Below are 20,456 nucleotides of genomic sequence, written 5' to 3' on the forward strand. Positions count from 1 at the left end.
AATCTGACGCAGCCGACAGGCCGCCCTTGTTCTTGCTGCAGCGTTGAACCGCCTGTGGCACAAGGTGCAGAACAAAAAATTAAACGCAACGCGATTAACCTGTGGGATCGTCACCTAACCCGCAATTTGCGAAGGTGCAGCGCGTTTTTTCGGGTTAACGTACCAGCGCGGGACAGGAGACCGCGCAACAATCCATTCAGCGTGCCGCAAGACGCGACCGATTAGGCGCTTTTCCACGTCCGTGGACGCTTGTCGGTTGCCTGATGCATGTCTATAGGCGCCGCACGGGGCGCGGTGGTGCTACGACACCCTGACGCGGGCGGGGAGACAGGTCGATGGCAACGGCGTACAATCGCGTGGATCAGGCAGACCCAATGGCACTCGGGGCTGCAAACGACGACGGCTACCGGCCGCATCCGGACGAACCCTTCATGAATGCGCGGCAGCAGGAGTATTTCCGGGCCAAGCTGCTGGCATGGAAGGATGCCATTCTTCGGGAGTCTTTGGGCACCCTGTCACAGCTTCAGATCGACTCGCTGCGAGAAGCGGATCTCAACGATCGCGCATCGAGTGAGACCGATTGGTCGATCGAACTGCGCACGCGTGATCGTCAGCGCAAGCTGATCGGCAAGATCGAGGCCGCGATCCGCCGCATCGAGGAAGGCGAATACGGTTATTGCGAAGTAACCGGTGAGCCGATCAGCCTGGGGCGCCTTGAAGCGCGGCCGATCGCGACCATGACGGTCGAGGCGCAGGAGCGGCACGAGCGCAACGAGAAGGTTTCGCGCGAAGATTGATTGTGGCGGCCGTCGTGGCCACGGCTTGTTTGTATTTCGTCAAGATTTCGGGACGTAAATGTTCGCCATGAATCCGGTCGCAGACAGCGTATTCTTGGATGCTGCGCCTGCGGCGGCCAGCGATCGTGGGCGCGACAGCCTGTTTCTGCTCGCTCGGCTGCGGATCGCCGGGTTTGATGAGGAGCTGTCGGTGCGCGTGCGCAACCTGTCGGCTGGCGGGCTGATGGCCGAACTGCCTGAACCGGTCGAACCCGATGCAGCGGTGCAGATCGAATTGCGCGGGCTGGGCTGGCAGTCGGGCCGAGTCGCGTGGCAGACCGAGGGGCGTGCCGGCATCGCTTTCGATCGCCCGGTTGATCCGCAGCGCGCGCGCAAGCCGGTGGGCGCGCGCACCGGTGATCAGGCGCCGCATCAGCCGCTTCGCTTTCCGGGCTGAGCGCCGGCGCGATAATCACGTCGGACGGGCTGGACGCGCCCGCCCGGTTCGTGCTTAAGGCGCCGTCCAGACACGTGCGGGCGTGGCGGAATGGTAGACGCAGCGGACTCAAAATCCGCCGTTGGTGACAACATGTCGGTTCGAGTCCGACCGCCCGTACCAACATTCAATGCTCGGCTTTGCGGCATCGCGCGTGTCGGCACCATTCACGTCCGGCAATGCGCTCCCTCGAACCAAAACGTCGGCCGCTCATGTAGCGGCGGGTGTTCAAGTACCACGCGCCGCGCCGAGCGCTTCCGATCAGGCGGCACTCCTGACCATCTCCCGGTCGGTTACGCAGCCCGGCTCTGGGCGGGGTTCCCGACCACCGTTGCACCGGCTGGAACATCGCGCGTCACGACGCTGCCGGCGCCCACGACCGCATCTTCCCCGACGGTGATCCCAGGCAGGATGATGGTGCCGCCTCCGATCCAGACGTTACGCCCGATGTGGATCGGGCGGCCCCATTCGGCGCCCGACGCTCGCTCGGTCGAATCACGTGGGTGGTCAGCGGTGAGGATCTGGACGCCAGGGCCGATCTGCGCGCCGTCCCCGATCGTCACTGCAACGACGTCGAGGATCACGCAGTTGAAGTTCAGAAACACTCCGGCACCAAGATGTATGTTATAGCCGTAGTCGCAGTGGAAAGGAGGACGGATCGTTGAGCCGCCGCCCACATGGGCCAGCCCTTCGCGCAGCAGCGCGAGCCGCTCGTCGGGCGAAGCGGTGATGTCCGCATTGAATCGTGCCATCCACCCGGCCGCGGCACGCTGGTCCGCGACGAGTTCCGCATCGCCAGCGTGATAGGGCTCGCCCGCGAGCATCTTCTGCTTCTCGGAGCGCCCCGCCATCATCGTTCCTTGTGCCTGACCCCGCACCGCCTAGCGCGGCTTGTCCTCAATGGGTGCGGTGACAATTGCGCGCAGCCCCGGATCGTTGTTGGCGTGCTCAAGCGTGCCGTCGAGGCGCGCCAGCACCGCTTGCATCATCCGGCTGCCGAAGCCGCGCCGGTCGCCGGATATACCAACACCATGGTCGGCGACGATCAGCCGCAGCCGGTTGCGATGCTGCTCCAGCGCGATGTCGATCCGTCCGCTCGCCCCTTGATAGGCATATTTGGTGGCATTGATAAGCAGTTCGGACGCAACCAGGCCGATGCTGACGGCGCGATCGGTAGGAACCAGTAAAGGCGCCAGATCCACTGTCATTTGCGTCGCCCATTCCTCGCCCAGCGAGCCCTTGAGATCGGCGAACAGCTCCTCGAGATAGCGCGCGAGATCGATCGTCTCGATCTGATCGTCGCGGTACAGGCGGCGGTGCACCAGCGCGACTGCCGACAGCCGTGATCGCGCCTCGATCAACTGATCCGCGACCACGCCAGGGCCGGCTTCACGCGCCTGCAGCGACAGAAAGGCAGAGACGAGCTGGAGGCTGTTCTGGACGCGATGGTCCACCTCCTTCATCAGCACGTCCTTCTGCGCCAGCGCAGCCTCCTTCTCCGCCAGCGCGCGCTCCAGATCGTGGAACAGCCGCTGGCGTTCCCGCACGTCGTTCGCGTCGCGAAACGCGCGACGCAGCCGGTGCGACGACTCGACTTGCTCCAGCGTCCAGCGGCGCGAGCGGCAGCGCACCGTTTCGCTCCACGATTCGAACGACGAGCGGGGCGTCAACATCGCCGAGGAATCAACACCGACGCCCTTGTGCGGATTGCCCGCCCATTCGATTTCCTCGACCTGCTCGACCCGGAACCACAGCAAGGTCGCCTGTTCCTCCGGGATCGGCAGCGCTAGGACGCCGCTCGCCTTGTCCGCAAAAGCGGCAGCCGCTGGCAGCACATTGGCCAAGTTGTGAGTAACAAACGCCTCGCTGGTGTTGCGTTCGGCGAGCCACTGGCCGATCGCCGCAATGTCCTGCTTTGACGGACAATGACCATAGGTGTCGATGCCGTTGGCGTGGATCAGCGCGATGCCGTCGCCGTCGAGCATGCGCCGAATGTCGTCGCTGCGGCTGGCGACCGCAAGGGTCAGCGGCGGTCGGAGCGCCGGCGCCAGCGAATCTTCGGCCGCACGCAGCGACAGCCGCTCGCGATAACTGTCCGCTTCCTCCTTGGCGCGGATCTGCCGCGCCAGGCCGCCGGCCAGCGCCGATGCGGCAAGGCGAATATCGCGCGGCATACTGCGGGGCGTGCGATGATGGCAGGCGATCAGCCCCCACAGCACGCCGTCCTTCACGATCGAGATCGACGCGGACGCCCCGACATCCATGTTGCGCATATATTCGAGGTGCACCGGCGAGACGCTGCGCAGCGACACGTCGCTGAGGTCCACATCGTCATATTGCGCCGGGCGAATTGGCGCGGGGGTATAGCCGACGTCGGGAATGACCCGTGCACGATTGCGGACGTAGAGGGCGCGCGCCTGGCGGGGAATGTCGCCGGCCGGAAAATGGTGGTGCATGAAGCTGCCGAGCGCCGGATCGCGATCCTCACCCACCACGCGCCCCGCTTCATCGTCAAGGAAGCGATAAACCATCACCCGGTCAAAGCCGGTCAGCGTGCGGAACGCGGTTGCCGCGCGGGCGCATAGCATTGCCACGTTGGTCGCACGCTCGAAACCGGCGGCAATGACGTCCATCCACGCCAGCATGTCCCCGGCGAGCAGGGGTTCGGTTCCGGCTGGCTCCAGTTCAACGATCAACTGCTTGCCCGCGCGGTGCATCGCCACGTCATAGGTTCGGTCGCCGAACGCGACAGGTTCGCCGCGGATCGCGCCACCTGGGCCGGCTGTGGGATTGCTGAGCCGCCCGGCGATATCCTGCAACAACAGTTCAGGCAGAGCCGATCCCAGCCACGTCTCGCCAAACAGGCTTTCGAGGTCGCCCGCGCCGGCCTGCACGCTCAGCGTGGCAAGATCAGCGATCAGCAACAGCCCGTGCGGCTGGATCGCGCCGGGAACATGGATCGGCTCGCGATCGCATTCGGTCAGATCGGGCGCGGCCCGCTCGCTGAAGCTCGCCATGGCCTCCCTCTAGACGACAAGGGCTGGACATGACGCAGACGAGTGGCCCGCGCAACTGATCTAAATCAACGTGCCCCGTTACTCGGCCGCTTCGGCGTAGCGGGAAATCATTGATTGCAAACGACCTTCGATGATCTCCTCCGCCTCGGCGACGATCCGGTCGACCAGCTCCTTGACGGTCGGTACGTCGTTGATGAGGCCCTGGACCATGCCGGCGGACCAGATGCCGTCCTCGGTGTCGCCATTCTCCATGGCGGCGCGGCCGCGCGCGCCGGCGACGAGGTGCTGGACGTCCTTGAATTCGGCGCCGCCCTTGCGCTCGATCGCGACCACTTCCTGGCTGACCTTGTTCTTCATCACGCGTGCGGTGTTGTGCAGGGTGCGGAAGATGAGGTCGGTGGCGCGCTCGTCATTGGCGACCATCTGCTGCTTGAAGCTGTCAGCGATCTCCGCTTCCTGCGTCACGCAGAAGCGTGTGCCCATGTTGATGCCGTCGGCACCCAGCGCGAGCGCAGCGACAAGGCCGCGACCGTCGCCGAACCCGCCCGAAGCGAGCATGGGCACCTTGATCTTGTTCGCCGCGGCCGGGATCAGGATCAGGCCGGGGATGTCGTCCTCACCGGGGTGGCCGGCACATTCGAAACCGTCGATCGAGATCGCATCGGCGCCCATCCGCTCGGCCGAAACGGCGTGACGGACTGCGGTGCACTTGTGGATCACCTTGATCCCGTGCGCCTTGAAATCGTCGATATGTTCCTGCGGCTTGTAGCCGGCGGTTTCGACCACCTTGATCCCGCCTTCGATGATCGCGCGGCGATATTCGGCATAGGGCGGGGGGGTGATGGTCGGCAGGATCGTCAGGTTCACGCCGAACGGCTTGTCGGTGAGATCCTTGGTACGCTGGATTTCCTTCGCCAGATCCTCGGGCGTCGGCTGAGTCAGCGCTGTGACGAAGCCGAGCGCGCCAGCATTGGCAACCGCTGCGACGAGCTTCGCCTTGCCAACCCACTGCATGCCGCCCTGCGCGATCGGATATTCGACCCCGAACGCCTCGGTGAACCGCGTCTTGAGCATTTCCCTCTCCCTATCCGCTCGCCGGTGTCCGGCGGGGTAACGTAACAGATGTTATGCTGATCTGGACTGTGTCGCAAGTGGGGCGTCATGCCGGGCCCGTAGCGGCATAACGGAGGCGAGCGACGTCGCACCCATAGGTAACGTCATCCCGGATTTGATCCGGGATCCAACCCTCCGCGGACGCTTCGATCCATGACGATGCGCAGCGCTCGCGGCACCTTGGATCCCGGCGCAAGGCCGGGATGACGGTGCGTTAGAATACGCTGCCCAGCGCCTGCTTGCCCGACCGCGGCCGGATCTGGCTGTTGCGATAGTCCACGTCGCTCCAGTCGAGTTCCTTGAACTCCTGCCGCCGCGGGCCGAGGTAGCCGAACAGGAACGCGGCCACCTTGCGGATCTGGATCTCCTCGGCGCCTTCGGTGATGCGGTAGCGGCGGTGGTGGCGATAGATGTGCTCGAACGCCTTGTGCCGTGAATAGCCGATGCCGCCGTGCACCTGCATCGCCCGGTCCGCTGCCTCGCAGCACAAGCGGTTGCCCCAGTAGTTGCACATCGACACCTTGTCAGAGAGTCGCTTCTCAACCTCCGGGTGCGACATCTGGTCCATTTCCCAGGCGGTCTTGCGGATCAGCAGGCGCAGCATCTCGGCCTGCGTCGCCAGCTCGACGAGCGGGAACTGGATCGCCTGGTTCTTGGCCAGATCCTCGCCGAACGGCTTGCGCTGGCGGGCGTAGCGGATCGATTCCTCGATACAGTAGGTCGCGGCACCGAGCGACGACGCCGCCTGGCGGATGCGGTTCTCGTGGACGAACGCCTGCGCCACCGGCAGCCCGTTCTCCTTTTCGCCGAAGATCGTCGTCTCGGGCACCCACACGTCCTTGAAGCTGACGCGCGGGTGGTCGGTCGGCATGTTGAAGGTCCAGAGGTATTCCTCGACCTTCACGCCCTCGTCATCGGTAGGGACGAGGAAGCAGGTGATGCCGCGCGCCGCGCCATCCTCGCCCGTTGTGCGGGCGAACAAAGCGCAATGCGTCGCCACGTGCATCCCCGTCGTCCACATCTTTTCGCCGTTGATGACATAGCCTGCCACGCCGTTGCGCACCTCGGGCACGCCGCGCGTCTCCATGTGAGTCGCGTCGGAGCCGTGGTATGGCTCGGTCAGGCCAAAGGTCACGCGGCGCGTGCCGTTCAGCGTGCCGTTGATGAACTCTTCCTTCTGCTCGTCCGAGCCGAAATCGTCGAACATCTTAGCGAAGGGGTTGTTCGCTACGATCGAGTGCTCGGTCTGCAGGTCGTTGTGGAGGCCCAGGCCCTTCGCCGCGAGATATTCGCGAATCACACACATCCACAGGTTCGAGCCTCCCTTGCCGCCGAACTTGGGATCCATGGCGAAGCGCAGGTGGCCGGCCTTGTCGGCGCGGCGCTTCGCCTCGCGCATCAGCTCTTCCCACTCGTGGCGGGGCAGGCCGTCATTCTCAAAGTCGGTGCGCGCATATTCGCGGCGGTGATCGAAGAAGCGGACGTTGTCGTCGGCATCCTCCAGCGGCTTGATCTCCGCCTCGATAAAGGCGTCCAGCTCCTTGAGATAGTCGAGCAGATCCTGCGGCAATCCGAAATCCATGTCCCTCTCCCGAATTAAGTCGACTCTTTTAACTTGCCTAACGGACCGGCAAAGATTTTAAAGCCCCTAAATCAAACAAGCCGAGGGGCGATGGCGGATAGGCTTTCGAAAAACGAGTTGGCGGAGCGCCTGACGGTGCTCGCACCGCGAATGGTGCCCGGCGCTGAGCGGATCGAGAATCTGGTACGCCTGACCGGCGGCGCCAGCATGGCGACCTGGGCGTTCGATGCGATGGATGGAGCGGGGACGGCGACCCCGCTGATCCTGCGCCGCCGTGATCGCCCCGTGGAATATTCCACCGTCGCCAAGCCGCCCTTGCGCCGCGAAGCCGCCGCGATCGCTCGCGCGGTCGAGGCAGGGGTGCCGGCGCCGATCGTCGCCTATGTGTGCGACGAGGAGACGGACGGGCTGGACGAGGCCTATGTCATGCACCGCGTCTCCGGCGAGACGCTTGGCAAGAAGATCGCCAGCGATCCGGCGTTTGAGCCAGCGCGTGGCAAGCTGGCGCATCAATGCGGCGCGGCGCTGGCGCGCATCCATGCGCTCGAGCCGCTCGACGGCCTCGACTCGACCGATGCCGAGACGACGCTCGCCAATTACGAGCGGACGTGGCGCGCCACCGGCAATGTGCGGCCGACGATAGAGGCGGCGTTTCGCTGGCTCGAGAAGCGCTTGCCGCCCGAGAAGGTCACGCCGCGCATGGTCCACGGCGATTTCCGCAACGGCAACATCATGGTCGACCCGAACGAGGGCCTGGTTGCGGTGCTTGATTGGGAGATCGTCCATATCGGCGATCCCGCGGAGGATCTCGGCTGGCTGTGCACCAACAGCTGGAAGTTCGGCCGGCCCGATCGCTACGTCGGCGGATTCGGCGAGCTGGACGATCTGCTCGCGGGCTATGCCGAAGCGGGTGGCGAGCCGATGTCGGCGGCGCGGGTCGATTTCTGGTCGATGCTCGGGAGTTTGAAATGGGGGGTAATGACGATGGGCATGTACGCCAGCTTCGCCTCCGACCCGAGCGCAGGGCCGGAACGCGCGGTGATCGGCCGCCGGTTGTCGGAAACCGAGGCGGATATCGTAGCGATCATCGAGAGGAACGCGGCATGATCACGCACCCTTCCGCGCAGGAGATCGTCGCCGGGGTCGCGCAATGGCTGCCGGTCGATGGCAGCGCGAGCATCTTCAGCCTGCGAGTGGCGCGTAACGCGCTGGAGATCGCCGCGCGGGATATGGCGATGAGCCCCGCCGCCGATGCACGCGCGGCGGAGCGGATGCACGCGCTGCTCGGGCGCGGCGGTACGCGCGAGGAACTGGACGTAGCGCTGGTGGAGGCGATCCGCAGCGGCGCGATCGCGTCGGACGATCCCTCGTTGGTGGCGCATCTGCGTGCCTGTGCGCTCGACACGATCGCGATTGACCAGCCGAAATACGCGCACACGCTTGGCTGACTCACGCAAGCCGCTATAGCCACTCACCAAAGCCGTTCGCTCTGAGCTTGTCGAGGGCGTGCCACACAGCGCTGGGCTGCTTGGCACGTGCTTCGACGGGCTAAGCACGAACGGCAAAGGAGCGTTACGCTCCTGAAGTTAGGTGGAGTGATTGCATGGCCGGCATGGGCGCATTCGACTGGGCTGACCCCTTCCTGCTCGACGAGCAACTGACCGAAGACGAGCGGATGGTGCGCGATACCGCGCGCGCCTATGCTCAGGAAAAGCTCGCCCCGCGCATCATCGACGCGTTCGCCAACGAGGTGACCGACCACGCCATCTTCCGTGAGATGGGCGAGCTCGGCCTGCTCGGCCCGACGATCCCGGAGGAATATGGCGGCGTCGGCACCAGCTACGTCGCCTACGGCCTGGTCGCGCGTGAGGTGGAGCGGATCGACTCGGGTTATCGCTCGATGATGAGCGTCCAGTCGAGCCTCGTGATGTACCCGATCTACGCTTACGGCTCCGAGGAGCAGAAGCGGAAGTACCTCCCCAAGCTCGCGAGCGGCGAATGGATCGGCTGCTTCGGGCTAACGGAGCCTGACGCCGGCTCCGATCCCGGCGGGATGAAGACCCGCGCGGTTAAGACCGACGGCGGCTATGTCCTGAACGGCGCCAAGACGTGGATCAGCAACTCGCCCATCGCCGACGTGTTCGTCGTCTGGGCGAAGAGCGACGCGCACGGCGGCGGCATTCGCGGCTTTGTGCTCGAAAAGGGCATGAAGGGGCTGTCGGCGCCCAAGATCGAGGGCAAGCTCTCGCTGCGCGCCTCGATCACCGGCATGATCGTGCTGGAGGATGTCGAGGTCGGCGAGGAGGCGCTGCTCCCTGAGGTGCAGGGGCTGAAGGGCCCGTTCGGCTGCCTCAACCGTGCGCGCTACGGCATCAGCTGGGGCGCGCTCGGCGCGGCGGAATTCTGCATGCACGCTGCCCGGCAATATGGCCTTGATCGCCAGCAGTTCGGCCGGCCGTTGGCGGCGACCCAGCTTTACCAGAAGAAGCTCGCCGACATGGAGACCGAGATCGCACTCGGTCTGCAGGCCAGCCTGCGGGTCGGCCGGCTGATGGACGAGGGCCGGTTCGCGCCGGAGATGGTCTCGATCGTCAAGCGCAACAACGTTGGCAAGGCGCTCGATATCGCCCGCGTCGCGCGTGACATGCATGGCGGCAACGGCATTTCGGGCGAGTATCAAGTGATGCGCCACGTGATGAACCTTGAAACGGTCAACACGTACGAGGGCGCGCATGACGTTCACGCGCTGATCCTCGGCCGCGCGATCACGGGCATCGCTGCATTCTAATCGTCACCCCGGACTTGATCCGGGGTCCCGCTTCTTCTTTCTGCCGGGTTGAAGGTCAGCGGGACCCCGGCTCAAGGCGGGTGACGACAGATGAAGGAAGCGCCGCTCAAGGGCATCAAGGTCGTCGAACTCGCCCGCATTCTCGCGGGGCCCTGGGCGGGCCAGATCCTCGCTGATCTCGGCGCGGAGGTGATCAAGGTCGAAAGCCCCGCTGGTGACGACACCCGTAGCTGGGGCCCACCCTTCGTCGATCACGAGGGCGAGCGCGCCGCCGCTTATTACCACGCTTGTAACCGCGGCAAGACGGGCGTGGTCGCCGACTTCACCAACCCCGACGACGTCGCGCACGTGAAAGCGCTGATCGCCGACGCCGACGTGGTGATCGAGAACTTCAAGGTCGGCGGTCTCGTCAAATACGGGCTCGACTATGCCAGTCTCGCCCCCGATCACCCGGGCCTCGTCTATTGCTCGATCACCGGCTTCGGCCAGGACGGGCCGTACGCCCATCGTTCCGGCTATGATTTCATCATTCAGGGTATGGGCGGCATCATGTCGCTGACCGGCGAACCCGATGGCGCGCCGCAGAAGATCGGCGTCGCTTTCGCCGACATCATGACCGGGCTGTACGCCACGATCGGCATCCAGGCCGCGCTGATGATGCGCGCGCGGACGGGCAGGGGGCAGCAGATCGATTGCGCGCTGCTCGACACGATGGTGGGCGTGCTCGCCAACCAGGCGGCGAATTACTTCGCCAGCGGCGTGAACCCGCCGCGCATGGGCAATGCGCATGCCAATGTCAGTCCTTATGCGGTGTTTCCGACCATTGATGGCTGGTTCATCCTCGCCGTCGGCAACGATGCGCAATATCACCGCTTCGCCGCGATCGTCGGCATTGGGCCGGATCCGCGCTGGGATTCGAATGCGGGCCGGATCGAGCATCGCGAGGCCCTGTTCGCGCTGATCGAGGCGCGGTGCCGCACGTTCCAGCGCGATGATTTGCTGGCAAGGCTTGAGGTGGCGGGCGTGCCGGCGGGGCCGATCAATACCGTCGAGCAGGCGCTCGCCGATCCGCAGGTCGCGGCGCGGGGGATGGTGCTGCCGCCGAGCGTGACGCGGCCCATCGCCGGCCTGCGCACACCGATCCGGTTTTCCGGCGCGGACCTTGCGCTGGATCGCGGCGCGCCGCCGCTGGCGAAGTAAACGCAGCGTCGTGCCGGGCTCGTCCCGGCATCCAGACCTCCTCAAGCTCCGCGCCCGCTGAATGCGCGGGACCCTGGATGCCGGGACAAGCCCGGCATGACGAAGAAGCGGCATAACTTTTGTTGTGCTCGCCGCCCCGCCGCGATACCCCTCTGCGCAATCGCAATCAGGAGAGAGCATCCGTGAGCACGCCACCCCTCGCCGGCATCCGTATCGTTGAGTTCGCCGGAATCGGCCCGGGGCCGTTCGCCGGCATGATGCTAGCCGATCACGGCGCGGAGGTTATCCGCATCGATCGGCCGGGCAAGACGCAGGGCAATGGCGTAGCGGAGAAGGATCCCCTCCTGCGCAACCGCAAGTCGATCGGCATGGACCTCAAGGATCCCAAGGCGATCGCCGCCGTGCGCAAGATCGTGAAAGGCGCCGATGCGATCATCGAGGGCTTCCGTCCCGGTGTGATGGAGCGCCTCGGCCTCGGCCCGGACGTGCTGATCGGCGACAATCCCAAGCTCGTCTACGGCCGAATGACCGGTTGGGGCCAGTATGGCCCGATGGCGCCCGAGCCCGGCCATGACATAAATTACATCGCCATCTCCGGCGCGCTTCACGCCTTCGGGCGCAAGGGCGAGAAGCCAACGCCGCCGATCAACCTGGCCGGGGACTTCGGCGGCGGCGGCATGTTTCTGGCCTATGGCATGCTTGCCGCGCTCCTCCACGCCGCGCGTACCGGCGAAGGGCAGGTAGTCGATGCCGCGATGACCGATGGGTCGGCGGTGCTGATGACGATGATGTGGGGCTTTCGCGGCATGGGCCGCTGGGCCGACGAGCGCGGCACCAACCTGCTCGATACCGCCGCGCATTTCTACGACACGTACGAAACCAGCGACGGCAAGTTCATCTCGTTGGGCGCGATCGAGCCGCAATTCTATGCCGAGTTCCGGCAGGTGATGGGGCTGTCGGACGACAAATGGTCGGCGCAGATGGACCAACGGCAATGGCCGGCGCTGAAGGACGAACTCACCGCTTTGTTCAAGTCCAAGACGCGCGCCGACTGGGTTGCGGCGTTCAAGGGTCATGACGTCTGCTTCGCGCCGGTGCTCGGCTTCGATGAGGCGTATGAGGACGAGCACAACAAGGCGCGCGGCACCTTCGTCGAGGCCGGCGGGATCAAGCAGCCGGCGCCGGCGCCGCGTTATTCGAAAAGCCCGACCGTCGCGCCTGCGCTCGGCGCCGAGCGACAGGACGCGGCGATCCTGCGCGAGCTGGGCTTTGACGATACGGAGGTCGCCGGGCTGGGTTATTGATTGCTCACGCGAAGACGCGAAGAAGATCGGTTCTCACAGAGAGCGCAGAGACGGCCTGCCCCGGGCGGCGGTCTCGCGTCAGCGAGACCTTCACACTAATCGGTGGCCGCAACCTTATTGGCCGCTGACGCGGCCGACGATGCGGCGAGCGCAACACCTCGGCGTCCTCTGCGCTCTCTGTGAGAACCAACCTTCTTCCTGAACTCTTCGCGTCTTCGCGCCTTCGCGTGAACCTCCACCCACGCTATGACGCGTGAATGACGAAGCTCACCGTCAACAACGAAGCAGTCGAGTACCTCCTCGATCCGGCGACCCCGCTGCTGTGGGCGCTGCGCGACGCATCCAACCTCACCGGCACCAAATACGGTTGCGGCACCGGCGCGTGCGGCGCGTGCACCGTGGATGTCGATGGCCGTGCGGTGCGGTCCTGCCAGAGCACGATTGCTGAGGTCGAGGGCAGTTTCGTCACCACTATCGAGGGCTTGTCGCGCGACCGCGCCCACCCAGTCCAACTCGCGTTCCTTGCCGACAATGTCGTGCAATGCGGTTTCTGCATTCCCGGCATCGTCATGGCCGCCGCCGTTCTCATCAAGAATGATCGCGACCCATCCGAGGCAAAGATCCGCGCCGCCATCAGCAACATTTGCCGCTGCGGCATCTACCCACGGCTGGTCGAGGCGATCCAGAAGGCCGCCCGCGCCGCCCGAGGCGACGAAACGCTCACCGCCGGCGCTCGTCCCGGCATCGACCCGAGCGAGGCGGCGAAGAGCGTCCCGGCCCTCAGTCCTCGCTGATCCGGCTCGTCTCGCGTGTGTCGCGCATCTTGAGATAGACGACCAGCGATACCGCAATCATCCCGGTCACATACCAATAGAAGCCGCGCTCCCACCCGGCATCCTTGAACTTCAGCGCGACGAACTCCGCCGTCCCGCCGAACAGCGTGTTGGCCAAAGCATAGGGCAGCGCCACGCCCAGCGCGCGGATGTTGGCCGGGAACAGCTCTGCCTTCACCACCGCGTTGATCGAGGTATAACCAGTCACGATCACCAGCGCCGCCATCACCAGCAGTCCGGCGATCACCGGATTGCGAACACTCTCGAGCGTTGCGAAGATTGGATAGGTCGCCAGCACACCGAGGATGCCGAACGCAACCATCAGCGGCTTGCGCCCGATTTTGTCGCTTAGCCCGCCAGCGATCGGTTGCAGGCACATGAACACAAACAAGGTCGCGGCGTTGATCCGGCTGGCAACTTCGCGGTCGAAGCCGCTGGTATTGACCAGGAATTTTTGCATGTAGATCGAGTAAGCATAGAAAGCGAGCGTGCCCCCGGCGGTCAGCAGCATCACTGTCGCCGTTTCGCGGGGGTGCTGCGTCACCAGCGTCCAGAAGCCCGATTTCGGGCCCTCGCTCTTTTTGAAGCTTTCCGTTTCGGCGAGGCCCCGGCGGATGCGGAACACCACGATTGCCAGCACCCCGCCGATCGCAAACGGAATGCGCCAGCCCCAATCGTCAAGCGCCGCCTCGCTCATCGTGGATTGCAGCACGAGCAGCACGAGCAGCGCGACGAGCTGCCCCGCGATCAGCGTGACATATTGGAAAGACGAGAAGAACCCGCGCCGGTCCTTGCCTGCCATCTCGGATAGATAGGTCGCGCTGGCGCCGTATTCGCCACCGACGGACAGGCCCTGCATCAATCGCGCGAGCACTAGCAGCGCGGGCGCGAGCACACCGATCGTCTCATATCCTGGGATGATCGCGATCAAGAACGATCCCGCACACATCAGCGTAACGGACAGCGTCAGCCCGGCCTTACGCCCATGCCGATCGGCATAGACGCCCATGATCCACGCCCCGATCGGCCGCATGATGAAGCCGACCGCGAACACCGCGGCGGCGCTCAGCAGCTGAGCGGTGCGATCTTCCGCCGGGAAGAAGTGCGGCGCGAAATACAGCGTGAAGGCGGAATAGGCATACCAATCATACCATTCGACGAGGTTGCCCGTCGATCCGCCGATGATCGACTTGAGCCGTGGGTTCATGCGGTGGGTCCTTGCTGTCGGCGGTTCGCGCGCCTTTGCAGTACCGGTTGGTGATCCTCAAGCCAGCTGACCGACGGCACTTTCTACCATGGCTCCTTCAGCGAAGCTCCGGACAGGCTTGGCCACAGCCAGCCTTCCGCCGTGAGTGTGCGGGACCCTGGATGCCGGCACAGGGCGGGCATGACGACTTTGACGTGGCCGTCGCAATCCGATCCACGGGCAGAAAAGGGTTGCTGCCACCCGCTTGCCGCCTTCAAAAGGCTGGTGAGAGGAGAGGGGCCATACGAAGCCTGTTGATCGCCAACCGCGGCGAGATCGCGATCCGCATCGCGCGCACCGCCGCGTCGCTGGGGCTGGAGACGGTCGCCGTCCATTCCGCCGACGATGCTGAGGCACCGCATATCGGCGCTGCCAAACGTGCGATCGCCCTGTCAGGGGAGGGCCCTGCCGCCTATCTCTCCATCGATGCCGTGGTCGCCGCCGCCCGCGGGGCCGGATGCGATGCCGTCCACCCCGGCTACGGGTTCCTGAGCGAGAACGCCGCCTTCGCGAAGGCCTGCGAGGCGGCCGGCCTGACTTTCGTCGGCCCGGCACCTGATCTGCTGGCGTTGTTCGGCGACAAAGCCGCGGCGAAGCGCCACGCGCGCGCCGCCGGCGTGCCGGTGCTCGCCGAAGGGAGTGAAGCCACCGGACCAGTGATCGTAAAGGCGGTTGCAGGCGGTGGTGGGCGCGGCATCCGTGTTGTGCACGACCGTGCGACACTCGACTTCCAACTTGCCGCTGCAGGCGCGGAGGCGCTTGCCGCCTTTGGCTCCGCCGAAGTGATGGTCGAGCGCTACATCGCCGACGCCCGCCACATCGAGGTTCAGCTCGCCGGCGACAATGTTGGCAAGATCGTTGCGCTCGGCACCCGCGATTGTACGGTTCAGCGTCGCCACCAGAAACTCATCGAGATCGCCCCTGCCCAGGCGCTCGATCCAGCTCTCGCCGCACGGATCGAGCAAGCCGCGGTGCGGCTGCTGGTAGGCACCGGCTACACCGGCCTCGCCACCGCCGAATTCCTGGTCGATCGCACGCTCGCCCCCGAACACCCTGACGCCTTCGCCTTCCTCGAAGTAAATCCGCGCCTCCAGGTCGAGCATACCGTGACGGAGGAAGTGACCGGCCTCGATCTCGTCGCCTTGCAACTGCACCTCGCCCGTGGTGAGGAGGTGCCGCCCGTCCCGACGCCACGCGGCGTCGCGATCCAGCTCAGGATCAACGCCGAGACGCTCGGCAGCGACGGCACCCCGCGTCCCTCCGGCGGCACGATCACCGCGCTGGACGCGCCGGGCGGACCCGGCATCCGCATAGACGATGCGGCCCGAACTGGGCTAGTCGCCAATCCGCGGTTCGACCCGCTGATCGCCAAGCTGATCGTCCACGCTCCCGATTGGACCGTCGCGCTCGCTCGTGCTCGCCGCGCCGTTGCCGAATATCGCATCGAAGGGGTCGCCACCAACCTGCCGCTGCTCGCTGCCTTGCTCGATCGCGACGAAGTGGCGGAGACGACCACCGACACCAGCTGGTTCGATCGGCACGCGGCAGAGCTGGTGCCTGCCGCGCCCGAGGCGGCGCCCGCCGATGCGGAGTCGATCGTCGCGCCGCTTTCGGGCGTGGTGGTCGCGATCGGCGTTGCCGTCGGTGATCGGGTCGTCGCCGGCACGGAAGTCGGCACGGTCGAGGCGCTGAAGATGCAGCATGCCGTGGTGGCGACCCGCAGCGGCATAGTGCGCGCGATCGCGGCCGAGCAGGGTAAGGTGATCCAGGAAGGCGCCGTGTTTATCCGCATCGATCCGCTTGACAGCGCGGACGATAGGGGCGCGGAGACGAAAGGCCCCGATCCCGATCTGATAAGGTCCGACCTCGCCGAGGTTCGCGCTCGCCATGCCTTGGGTCTCGACGAGAACCGCCCGGAGTCGGTCGCACGCCGCCGCAAGACCGGCCAGCGCACCGCGCGCGAGAACATCGCCGACCTGTTCGATGCCGACAGCTTCATCGAATATGGCGCGCTGACGATCGCCGCCCAGCGTCGCCGCCGCAGTCTCGAAGATCTGATGCGTAACACGCCCGCGGACGGCTTGATCGGCGGCATTGGCACGGTAAATGCCTCGGACCACGGCGAAGAAGCCGCGAAATGCATGGGCCTGGCCTATGACTACACCGTGCTCGCCGGCACGCAGGGCCACAACAATCACCGCAAGACCGACCGGCTGCTCGGCGTCGCCGCTGATCTGAAGCTGCCGATCGTCTTCTACACCGAAGGCGGCGGAGGGCGCCCCGGCGACGTCGATTCGGTCGGCGCCACCGGCCTTGACGTGCCCACCTTCCGCAGCTTCGCCGCGCTTTCGGGTACGGCGCCCCGGATCGGCATCACGTCAGGCTATGCCTTTGCCGGTAACGCCATTTTGTTCGGCAGCTGCGACATCACCATCGCCGCGCGAGACGCGCATATCGGCGTCGGCGGCCCGGCGATGATCGAGGGCGGCGGGCTAGGCGTCTTTTCGCCCAAGGAGGTCGGCCCGGCCGAGGTGCACTGGGCCAGCGGTGCGATCGACGTGCTGGCGGAGGATGAGGCGGACGCGACCGACTATGCGCGTCGCCTGCTGTCCTTCTTTCAAGGCCGGGTGAGCGGCGCCCAGACGCCCGATCAGCGCCTGCTTCGCCATGTCGTCCCGGAAAACCGGCTGCGCGTATTCGACATGCGCCAGGCGATCCATGGTATGTTCGATGTTGGCAGTTTTGTGGAGCTGCGCGGCGGCTACGCCAAGGGGATGATCACTGGTCTTGCCCGGCTAGACGGCCGAGCAGTCGGCGTTATCGCCAATGATTGCCGCTACTTGTCGGGCGCGGTCGATGCGGAGGGCGCGGACAAGGCGGCGCGCTTCTTTCAGCTGTGTGACGGGTTCGGCATACCCATCGTTTCCTTGTGCGACACGCCAGGCTTTATGGTCGGGCCGGAGGCGGAGAAGACCGCGCCGATCCGCCGCGCCTCACGCATGTTCATCGTCGGCGCGGCGCTGTCAGTGCCGATCTTCACCGTTGTTGTTCGCAAAGCTTATGGCCTGGGCGCGCAGGGCATGGCTGGCGGCTCACTTCATGCCGGCCCATTCACCGTCGCCTGGCCGACCGCCGAGTTCGGCGGCATGGGTCTGGAAGGCGCAGTACGGCTCGGCTATCGCAAGGAACTCGATGCGATCGTCAACCCGGAGGAGCGTGAGGCGCGATATCAGCAACTCGTTGCCAATTCCTACGAGCGCGGGAAGGCAGTGTCGGTGGCGCAATATCTCGAGATCGACGCGGTGATCGATCCCGCGGACACGCGCGCATGGCTGCTGCGCGGCCTCGCTTCGGCGCCGGCGCGTCGCTCCGGCCGTTATGTCGATACTTGGTAAAAGGACGGAGATGATCGAACTCTATCATTGCGCCGACGCGCGCTCCTTCCGCGCCTTGTGGGCGCTGGAGGAACTGGGCCTACCCTATCGGTTGCACGTGTTGCCGTTCCCGCCGCGGATCCGCCAGCCCGAGTATCTGGAGGCCAACCCGCTCGGCACCATTCCGCTGCTGATCGATGGTGACACGCGGATGACCGAGTCGGCCGCAATCGTCCAATATCTTGCGGTAAAGCACGGGCCGACCGATCTAGCGGTCGCGCCCGACGAGCCTGGCTATGGCGAATGGCTCAATTGGCTACACTTTGGCGAGGCGACGCTCACCTTTCCGCAGACATTGGTGCTGCGCTATCGTATGCTGGAGCCGCCGGAACGCCGCCTGCCGCAAGCCGCGGACGATTACGCGCAATGGTTCCACTCGCGCCTGCGCCATGTCGAGCGCGTACTGACGGATCGGGAATGGCTCGTCGCCGATCGTTTCACGATGGCCGACATATCCGTCGGTTACGCCCTGCTGCTCGCCAAGAGCCTGAAGATCGACAACGGCTTTCCACCGCAAGTCGCAGCCTATTGGGAACGCATCAAGGCTCGCGAGGCATTCGGTCGCGCAAAGGCGGCGCAAAAGGCCTGACGATCAGCGCGCCGCCAGCTTGCGCAGCGCCCGTTCGATCCGGGCGGGCGCCTGCGCACCACTGACGACGAACTCGCGATCAATCACCATCGTGGGGACGGAGGCGATGCCTTCCGATCGCCACTCGATTTCATCGTCATTCACCTGTGCGGCATAGCTGCCCCGGCGCAGCACGTCGTTCGCCGCTGCCCGGTCCAATCCGGCAGCCTCCGCCGCATCGGCCAGCGCCGCATGATCGGCGATGTTGCGTCCCTGCTCGAAATAGGCGTCGAACAGGGCATGTTTCAGGGCCAGTTGCCGTCCTTGCTCGCCGGCCCAGTACAGCAGCCGATGCGCGTCAAACGTGTCGTAGATGCGATCGGGCCTTCCCGCCATCGCCACGCCCGCCTCGGCCGCTGCCTCGCGCACCCCGCCACCGCGGCTGCGCGCCTGATCCGGGGTCAGGCCGTATTTGCGGGCGATGTTATCCGCTGTCGCCTCGCCCTGGGGTGGCAGACCTGGATTGAGTTGGAGCGGGTGAAAGGCGATGTCCACCGCCACCTCCCCCTCAAGCGCGGCCAGCGCGCGCTCCAGATTGGCAAGCCCGATATAGCACCAGGGACAGACGATGTCGGAGACGATGTCGAGCCGCAGCGTGCGCATGATGCTTCTCCCAAGAGCCCGCCGGCCCGCTTGCAGCCTCCACCCGGACCGGCGCTCACGTCAAGACTTGAGCGCCGCGCAACCGATGCTACGCCTGTGCGATGACTCAGCTCGTTCTTGACCGGTTCCTCCCCTATCGGATGTCGATCACGTCGAACCTGGTCAGTGATCGGATTGCACGCGCCTATGAAGCGCTGTTCGGGCTTTCCATCCCTGAATGGCGGTTGATCGCGGTTATCGCCGAGGTCGAGGCGATTACCCAAGCTGAAATTGGCGAGCGCACACGGATGGACAAGGTGACGGTCAGCCGCGCTGCGATCGCCCTGGTTGAGCGCGGGCTGCTGCTGCGCGCGCCCAACCCTGGTGACAAGCGCTCGCATCACCTCTCGCTCACCGCCGAAGGGCGAGACCTTTACGCAAGTGTCGCGCCGAAGGCACTGGAGTTGGAGGCGAAAATCTTCGCTCGTTTCACACAGAAGGAGCTGGACGGCTTTGTGGCCATGCTGCGCCGGATCGACGTGGCGGCTTTGGAGGCCTGAGATGAGCGCACCCCTGATTGCCGGTCTGGAATTGGGCGGCACCAAGTGCGTCGCGATCCTGGCCAGCGGGCCGGACGCGATTCATGAACGGGTCGAACTGCCGACCACCAGCCCAGCCGCAACGCTGGCTGCGATCGAGGCAGTGATCGACGGCTGGCGCGGATTCGCGGCCCTTGGCATCGCCAGCTTCGGCCCGATCTCGATCAATCGCCACGCCGCCGATTACGGGCACATCACCTCCACCCCCAAGCCCGGCTGGGCCGGCACCGATGTCGCGCGTCGCCTTGGCGCTCGCTACGGCGTGCCGACCGAGTTCCACAGCGATGTCGTCGGCGCTGCGTTGGGCGAAGCGCGTTGGGGCGCTGCGGCGGGGCTGACCGATCTCGCTTATGTCACCGTTGGCACCGGCATCGGCGTCGGCCTGATCGCGCACGATCGCCCGGTCGATGGCCTGACACATAGCGAACTTGGTCACATCCGCCCGCAACGGCTCCCCGGAGACGATTGGGGCGGCACGTGCCCGTTTCACGGCGCCTGTGTGGAAGGTCTCGCCGCCGGCCCCGCGATTGCCGCAAGGACCGGCGTCAAGGGGCAGGATCTCCCGGCCGATCACGAAGCGTGGGAGGGTGTCGTTCACGCGCTTGCGCAGTTGCTCCATACGATCACGCTCACGGGCGTACCGCGCCGCATCGTCATGGGCGGCGGGGTGATGGTCGGTAATCCATTTCTTTTTCCGCGTGTCCGGCATTCGCTGCGCCAATCGCTTGGCGGTTACATCGCGATCCCGGAAGTAGCGGATGTGGATACCTATGTCGTTGCGCCTGCGCTGGGCCATAATGCCGGGCCCCTCGGCGCCATCGTACTTGGCCAACAGGCCCTTCTCTCGCGCTGAATTTA

General features: G+C 65.4%; 18 protein-coding genes and 1 tRNA gene. 13 read left to right on the plus strand and 6 right to left on the minus strand.

Annotated features, from left to right (window positions below):
• Positions 1-335 precede the first annotated feature (335 nt).
• From dksA to SPHI_RS00065, 3 genes are all read left to right on the plus strand, one after another.
• Positions 336-797, plus strand: a complete 462-nt coding sequence (gene dksA, locus SPHI_RS00055; protein WP_076742865.1) for an RNA polymerase-binding protein DksA — start codon at positions 336-338, stop codon at positions 795-797.
• Positions 798-891: 94 nt separating this feature from the next.
• Positions 892-1,233: a PilZ domain-containing protein gene (locus tag SPHI_RS00060; RefSeq protein ID WP_233130552.1), complete on the plus strand. Its 342-nt coding sequence runs from the start codon at positions 892-894 to the stop codon at positions 1,231-1,233.
• A gap of 76 nt (positions 1,234-1,309) precedes the next feature.
• Positions 1,310-1,395: transfer RNA gene (locus SPHI_RS00065), tRNA-Leu, on the plus strand.
• A gap of 170 nt (positions 1,396-1,565) precedes the next feature.
• On the opposite strand, the gene SPHI_RS00070 is transcribed toward SPHI_RS00065, so the two are convergent.
• The 4 genes from SPHI_RS00070 to SPHI_RS00085 all read right to left on the minus strand — a co-directional run bounded on the left by SPHI_RS00070 (position 1,566) and on the right by SPHI_RS00085 (position 6,984).
• A complete protein-coding gene (locus tag SPHI_RS00070; RefSeq protein WP_076742866.1) occupies positions 1,566-2,123 on the minus strand; it encodes a sugar O-acetyltransferase in 558 nt (185 codons plus the stop codon).
• A gap of 30 nt (positions 2,124-2,153) precedes the next feature.
• Positions 2,154-4,289, minus strand: coding sequence for a histidine kinase dimerization/phosphoacceptor domain -containing protein (locus SPHI_RS00075; protein ID WP_076742867.1), 2,136 nt, complete (start codon positions 4,287-4,289; stop codon positions 2,154-2,156).
• A 78-nt stretch (positions 4,290-4,367) separates the two neighbouring features.
• A complete protein-coding gene (locus SPHI_RS00080) occupies positions 4,368-5,363 on the minus strand; it encodes an NAD(P)H-dependent flavin oxidoreductase (protein ID WP_076742868.1) in 996 nt (331 codons plus the stop codon).
• Positions 5,364-5,616: 253 nt separating this feature from the next.
• Positions 5,617-6,984, minus strand: a complete 1,368-nt coding sequence (locus tag SPHI_RS00085; RefSeq protein WP_076742869.1) for an acyl-CoA dehydrogenase family protein — start codon at positions 6,982-6,984, stop codon at positions 5,617-5,619.
• Between the two features lie 90 nt (positions 6,985-7,074).
• On the opposite strand from SPHI_RS00085, the gene SPHI_RS00090 reads away from it, so the two are divergent.
• The 6 genes from SPHI_RS00090 to SPHI_RS00115 all read left to right on the plus strand — a co-directional run bounded on the left by SPHI_RS00090 (position 7,075) and on the right by SPHI_RS00115 (position 13,070).
• Positions 7,075-8,091, plus strand: a complete 1,017-nt coding sequence (locus tag SPHI_RS00090) for a phosphotransferase family protein (protein ID WP_076742870.1) — start codon at positions 7,075-7,077, stop codon at positions 8,089-8,091.
• A complete protein-coding gene (locus tag SPHI_RS00095; RefSeq protein WP_076742871.1) occupies positions 8,088-8,432 on the plus strand; it encodes a DUF6285 domain-containing protein in 345 nt (114 codons plus the stop codon). Before SPHI_RS00090 ends, SPHI_RS00095 begins: the two co-directional genes overlap by 4 nt.
• Positions 8,433-8,587: 155 nt before the next feature.
• Entirely contained in the window at positions 8,588-9,772 is a 1,185-nt protein-coding gene (locus tag SPHI_RS00100) for an acyl-CoA dehydrogenase (RefSeq protein ID WP_076742872.1), read from the plus strand.
• A gap of 90 nt (positions 9,773-9,862) precedes the next feature.
• A complete protein-coding gene (locus SPHI_RS00105) occupies positions 9,863-10,972 on the plus strand; it encodes a CaiB/BaiF CoA transferase family protein (protein WP_076742873.1) in 1,110 nt (369 codons plus the stop codon).
• 182 nt (positions 10,973-11,154) lie between these two features.
• Positions 11,155-12,276: a CaiB/BaiF CoA transferase family protein gene (locus SPHI_RS00110; protein ID WP_076742874.1), complete on the plus strand. Its 1,122-nt coding sequence runs from the start codon at positions 11,155-11,157 to the stop codon at positions 12,274-12,276.
• Between the two features lie 257 nt (positions 12,277-12,533).
• Positions 12,534-13,070: a (2Fe-2S)-binding protein gene (locus tag SPHI_RS00115; protein ID WP_076742875.1), complete on the plus strand. Its 537-nt coding sequence runs from the start codon at positions 12,534-12,536 to the stop codon at positions 13,068-13,070.
• On the opposite strand, the gene SPHI_RS00120 is transcribed toward SPHI_RS00115, so the two are convergent.
• A complete protein-coding gene (locus tag SPHI_RS00120; protein ID WP_076742876.1) occupies positions 13,057-14,316 on the minus strand; it encodes an MFS transporter in 1,260 nt (419 codons plus the stop codon). The genes SPHI_RS00115 and SPHI_RS00120 overlap by 14 nt on opposite strands.
• A 293-nt stretch (positions 14,317-14,609) precedes the next feature.
• Between SPHI_RS00120 and SPHI_RS00125 the strand changes: the two genes are divergently transcribed.
• Both SPHI_RS00125 and SPHI_RS00130 read left to right on the plus strand, forming a co-directional pair.
• Positions 14,610-17,750, plus strand: a complete 3,141-nt coding sequence (locus SPHI_RS00125; protein ID WP_198927789.1) for an acetyl-CoA carboxylase family protein — start codon at positions 14,610-14,612, stop codon at positions 17,748-17,750.
• Positions 17,751-17,760: 10 nt separating this feature from the next.
• Complete coding sequence (locus SPHI_RS00130; protein ID WP_076742877.1) at positions 17,761-18,378, plus strand: glutathione S-transferase family protein; 618 nt, start codon at positions 17,761-17,763, stop codon at positions 18,376-18,378.
• Between the two features lie 3 nt (positions 18,379-18,381).
• On the opposite strand, the gene SPHI_RS00135 is transcribed toward SPHI_RS00130, so the two are convergent.
• Positions 18,382-19,020 (minus strand): DsbA family oxidoreductase, encoded by a 639-nt coding sequence (locus SPHI_RS00135; RefSeq protein WP_233130554.1) that lies wholly within the window; start codon positions 19,018-19,020, stop codon positions 18,382-18,384.
• Between the two features lie 101 nt (positions 19,021-19,121).
• Between SPHI_RS00135 and SPHI_RS00140 the strand changes: the two genes are divergently transcribed.
• Together SPHI_RS00140 and SPHI_RS00145 are read left to right on the plus strand one after the other, a co-directional pair.
• Positions 19,122-19,559: a MarR family winged helix-turn-helix transcriptional regulator gene (locus SPHI_RS00140; RefSeq protein WP_076742879.1), complete on the plus strand. Its 438-nt coding sequence runs from the start codon at positions 19,122-19,124 to the stop codon at positions 19,557-19,559.
• A 1-nt stretch (position 19,560) separates the two neighbouring features.
• Entirely contained in the window at positions 19,561-20,451 is an 891-nt protein-coding gene (locus SPHI_RS00145) for an ROK family protein (RefSeq protein WP_076742880.1), read from the plus strand.
• Positions 20,452-20,456 lie beyond the last annotated feature (5 nt).

It is taken from the genome of Sphingomonas jeddahensis (assembly GCF_001981525.1).
Classification (GTDB): Bacteria; Pseudomonadota; Alphaproteobacteria; order Sphingomonadales; family Sphingomonadaceae; genus Sphingomonas; species Sphingomonas jeddahensis.

Excerpts from the sequence above, each read along its gene's own strand:
- SPHI_RS00090 (WP_076742870.1), top strand. The coding sequence starts at position 7,075 with ATGGCGGATAGGCTTTCGAAAAACGAGTTGGCGGAGCGCCTGACGGTG.
- SPHI_RS00135 (WP_233130554.1), bottom strand. The coding sequence starts at position 19,020 with ATGCGCACGCTGCGGCTCGACATCGTCTCCGACATCGTCTGTCCCTGG.
- SPHI_RS00105 (WP_076742873.1), top strand. The coding sequence starts at position 9,863 with ATGAAGGAAGCGCCGCTCAAGGGCATCAAGGTCGTCGAACTCGCCCGC.
- SPHI_RS00095 (WP_076742871.1), top strand. The coding sequence starts at position 8,088 with ATGATCACGCACCCTTCCGCGCAGGAGATCGTCGCCGGGGTCGCGCAA.
- SPHI_RS00145 (WP_076742880.1), top strand. The coding sequence starts at position 19,561 with ATGAGCGCACCCCTGATTGCCGGTCTGGAATTGGGCGGCACCAAGTGC.
- SPHI_RS00075 (WP_076742867.1), bottom strand. The coding sequence starts at position 4,289 with ATGGCGAGCTTCAGCGAGCGGGCCGCGCCCGATCTGACCGAATGCGAT.
- SPHI_RS00070 (WP_076742866.1), bottom strand. The coding sequence starts at position 2,123 with ATGGCGGGGCGCTCCGAGAAGCAGAAGATGCTCGCGGGCGAGCCCTAT.
- SPHI_RS00080 (WP_076742868.1), bottom strand. The coding sequence starts at position 5,363 with ATGCTCAAGACGCGGTTCACCGAGGCGTTCGGGGTCGAATATCCGATC.
- SPHI_RS00115 (WP_076742875.1), top strand. The coding sequence starts at position 12,534 with ATGACGAAGCTCACCGTCAACAACGAAGCAGTCGAGTACCTCCTCGAT.
- dksA (WP_076742865.1), top strand. The coding sequence starts at position 336 with ATGGCAACGGCGTACAATCGCGTGGATCAGGCAGACCCAATGGCACTC.
- SPHI_RS00085 (WP_076742869.1), bottom strand. The coding sequence starts at position 6,984 with ATGGATTTCGGATTGCCGCAGGATCTGCTCGACTATCTCAAGGAGCTG.
- SPHI_RS00140 (WP_076742879.1), top strand. The coding sequence starts at position 19,122 with ATGACTCAGCTCGTTCTTGACCGGTTCCTCCCCTATCGGATGTCGATC.
- SPHI_RS00120 (WP_076742876.1), bottom strand. The coding sequence starts at position 14,316 with ATGAACCCACGGCTCAAGTCGATCATCGGCGGATCGACGGGCAACCTC.
- SPHI_RS00100 (WP_076742872.1), top strand. The coding sequence starts at position 8,588 with ATGGCCGGCATGGGCGCATTCGACTGGGCTGACCCCTTCCTGCTCGAC.
- SPHI_RS00130 (WP_076742877.1), top strand. The coding sequence starts at position 17,761 with ATGATCGAACTCTATCATTGCGCCGACGCGCGCTCCTTCCGCGCCTTG.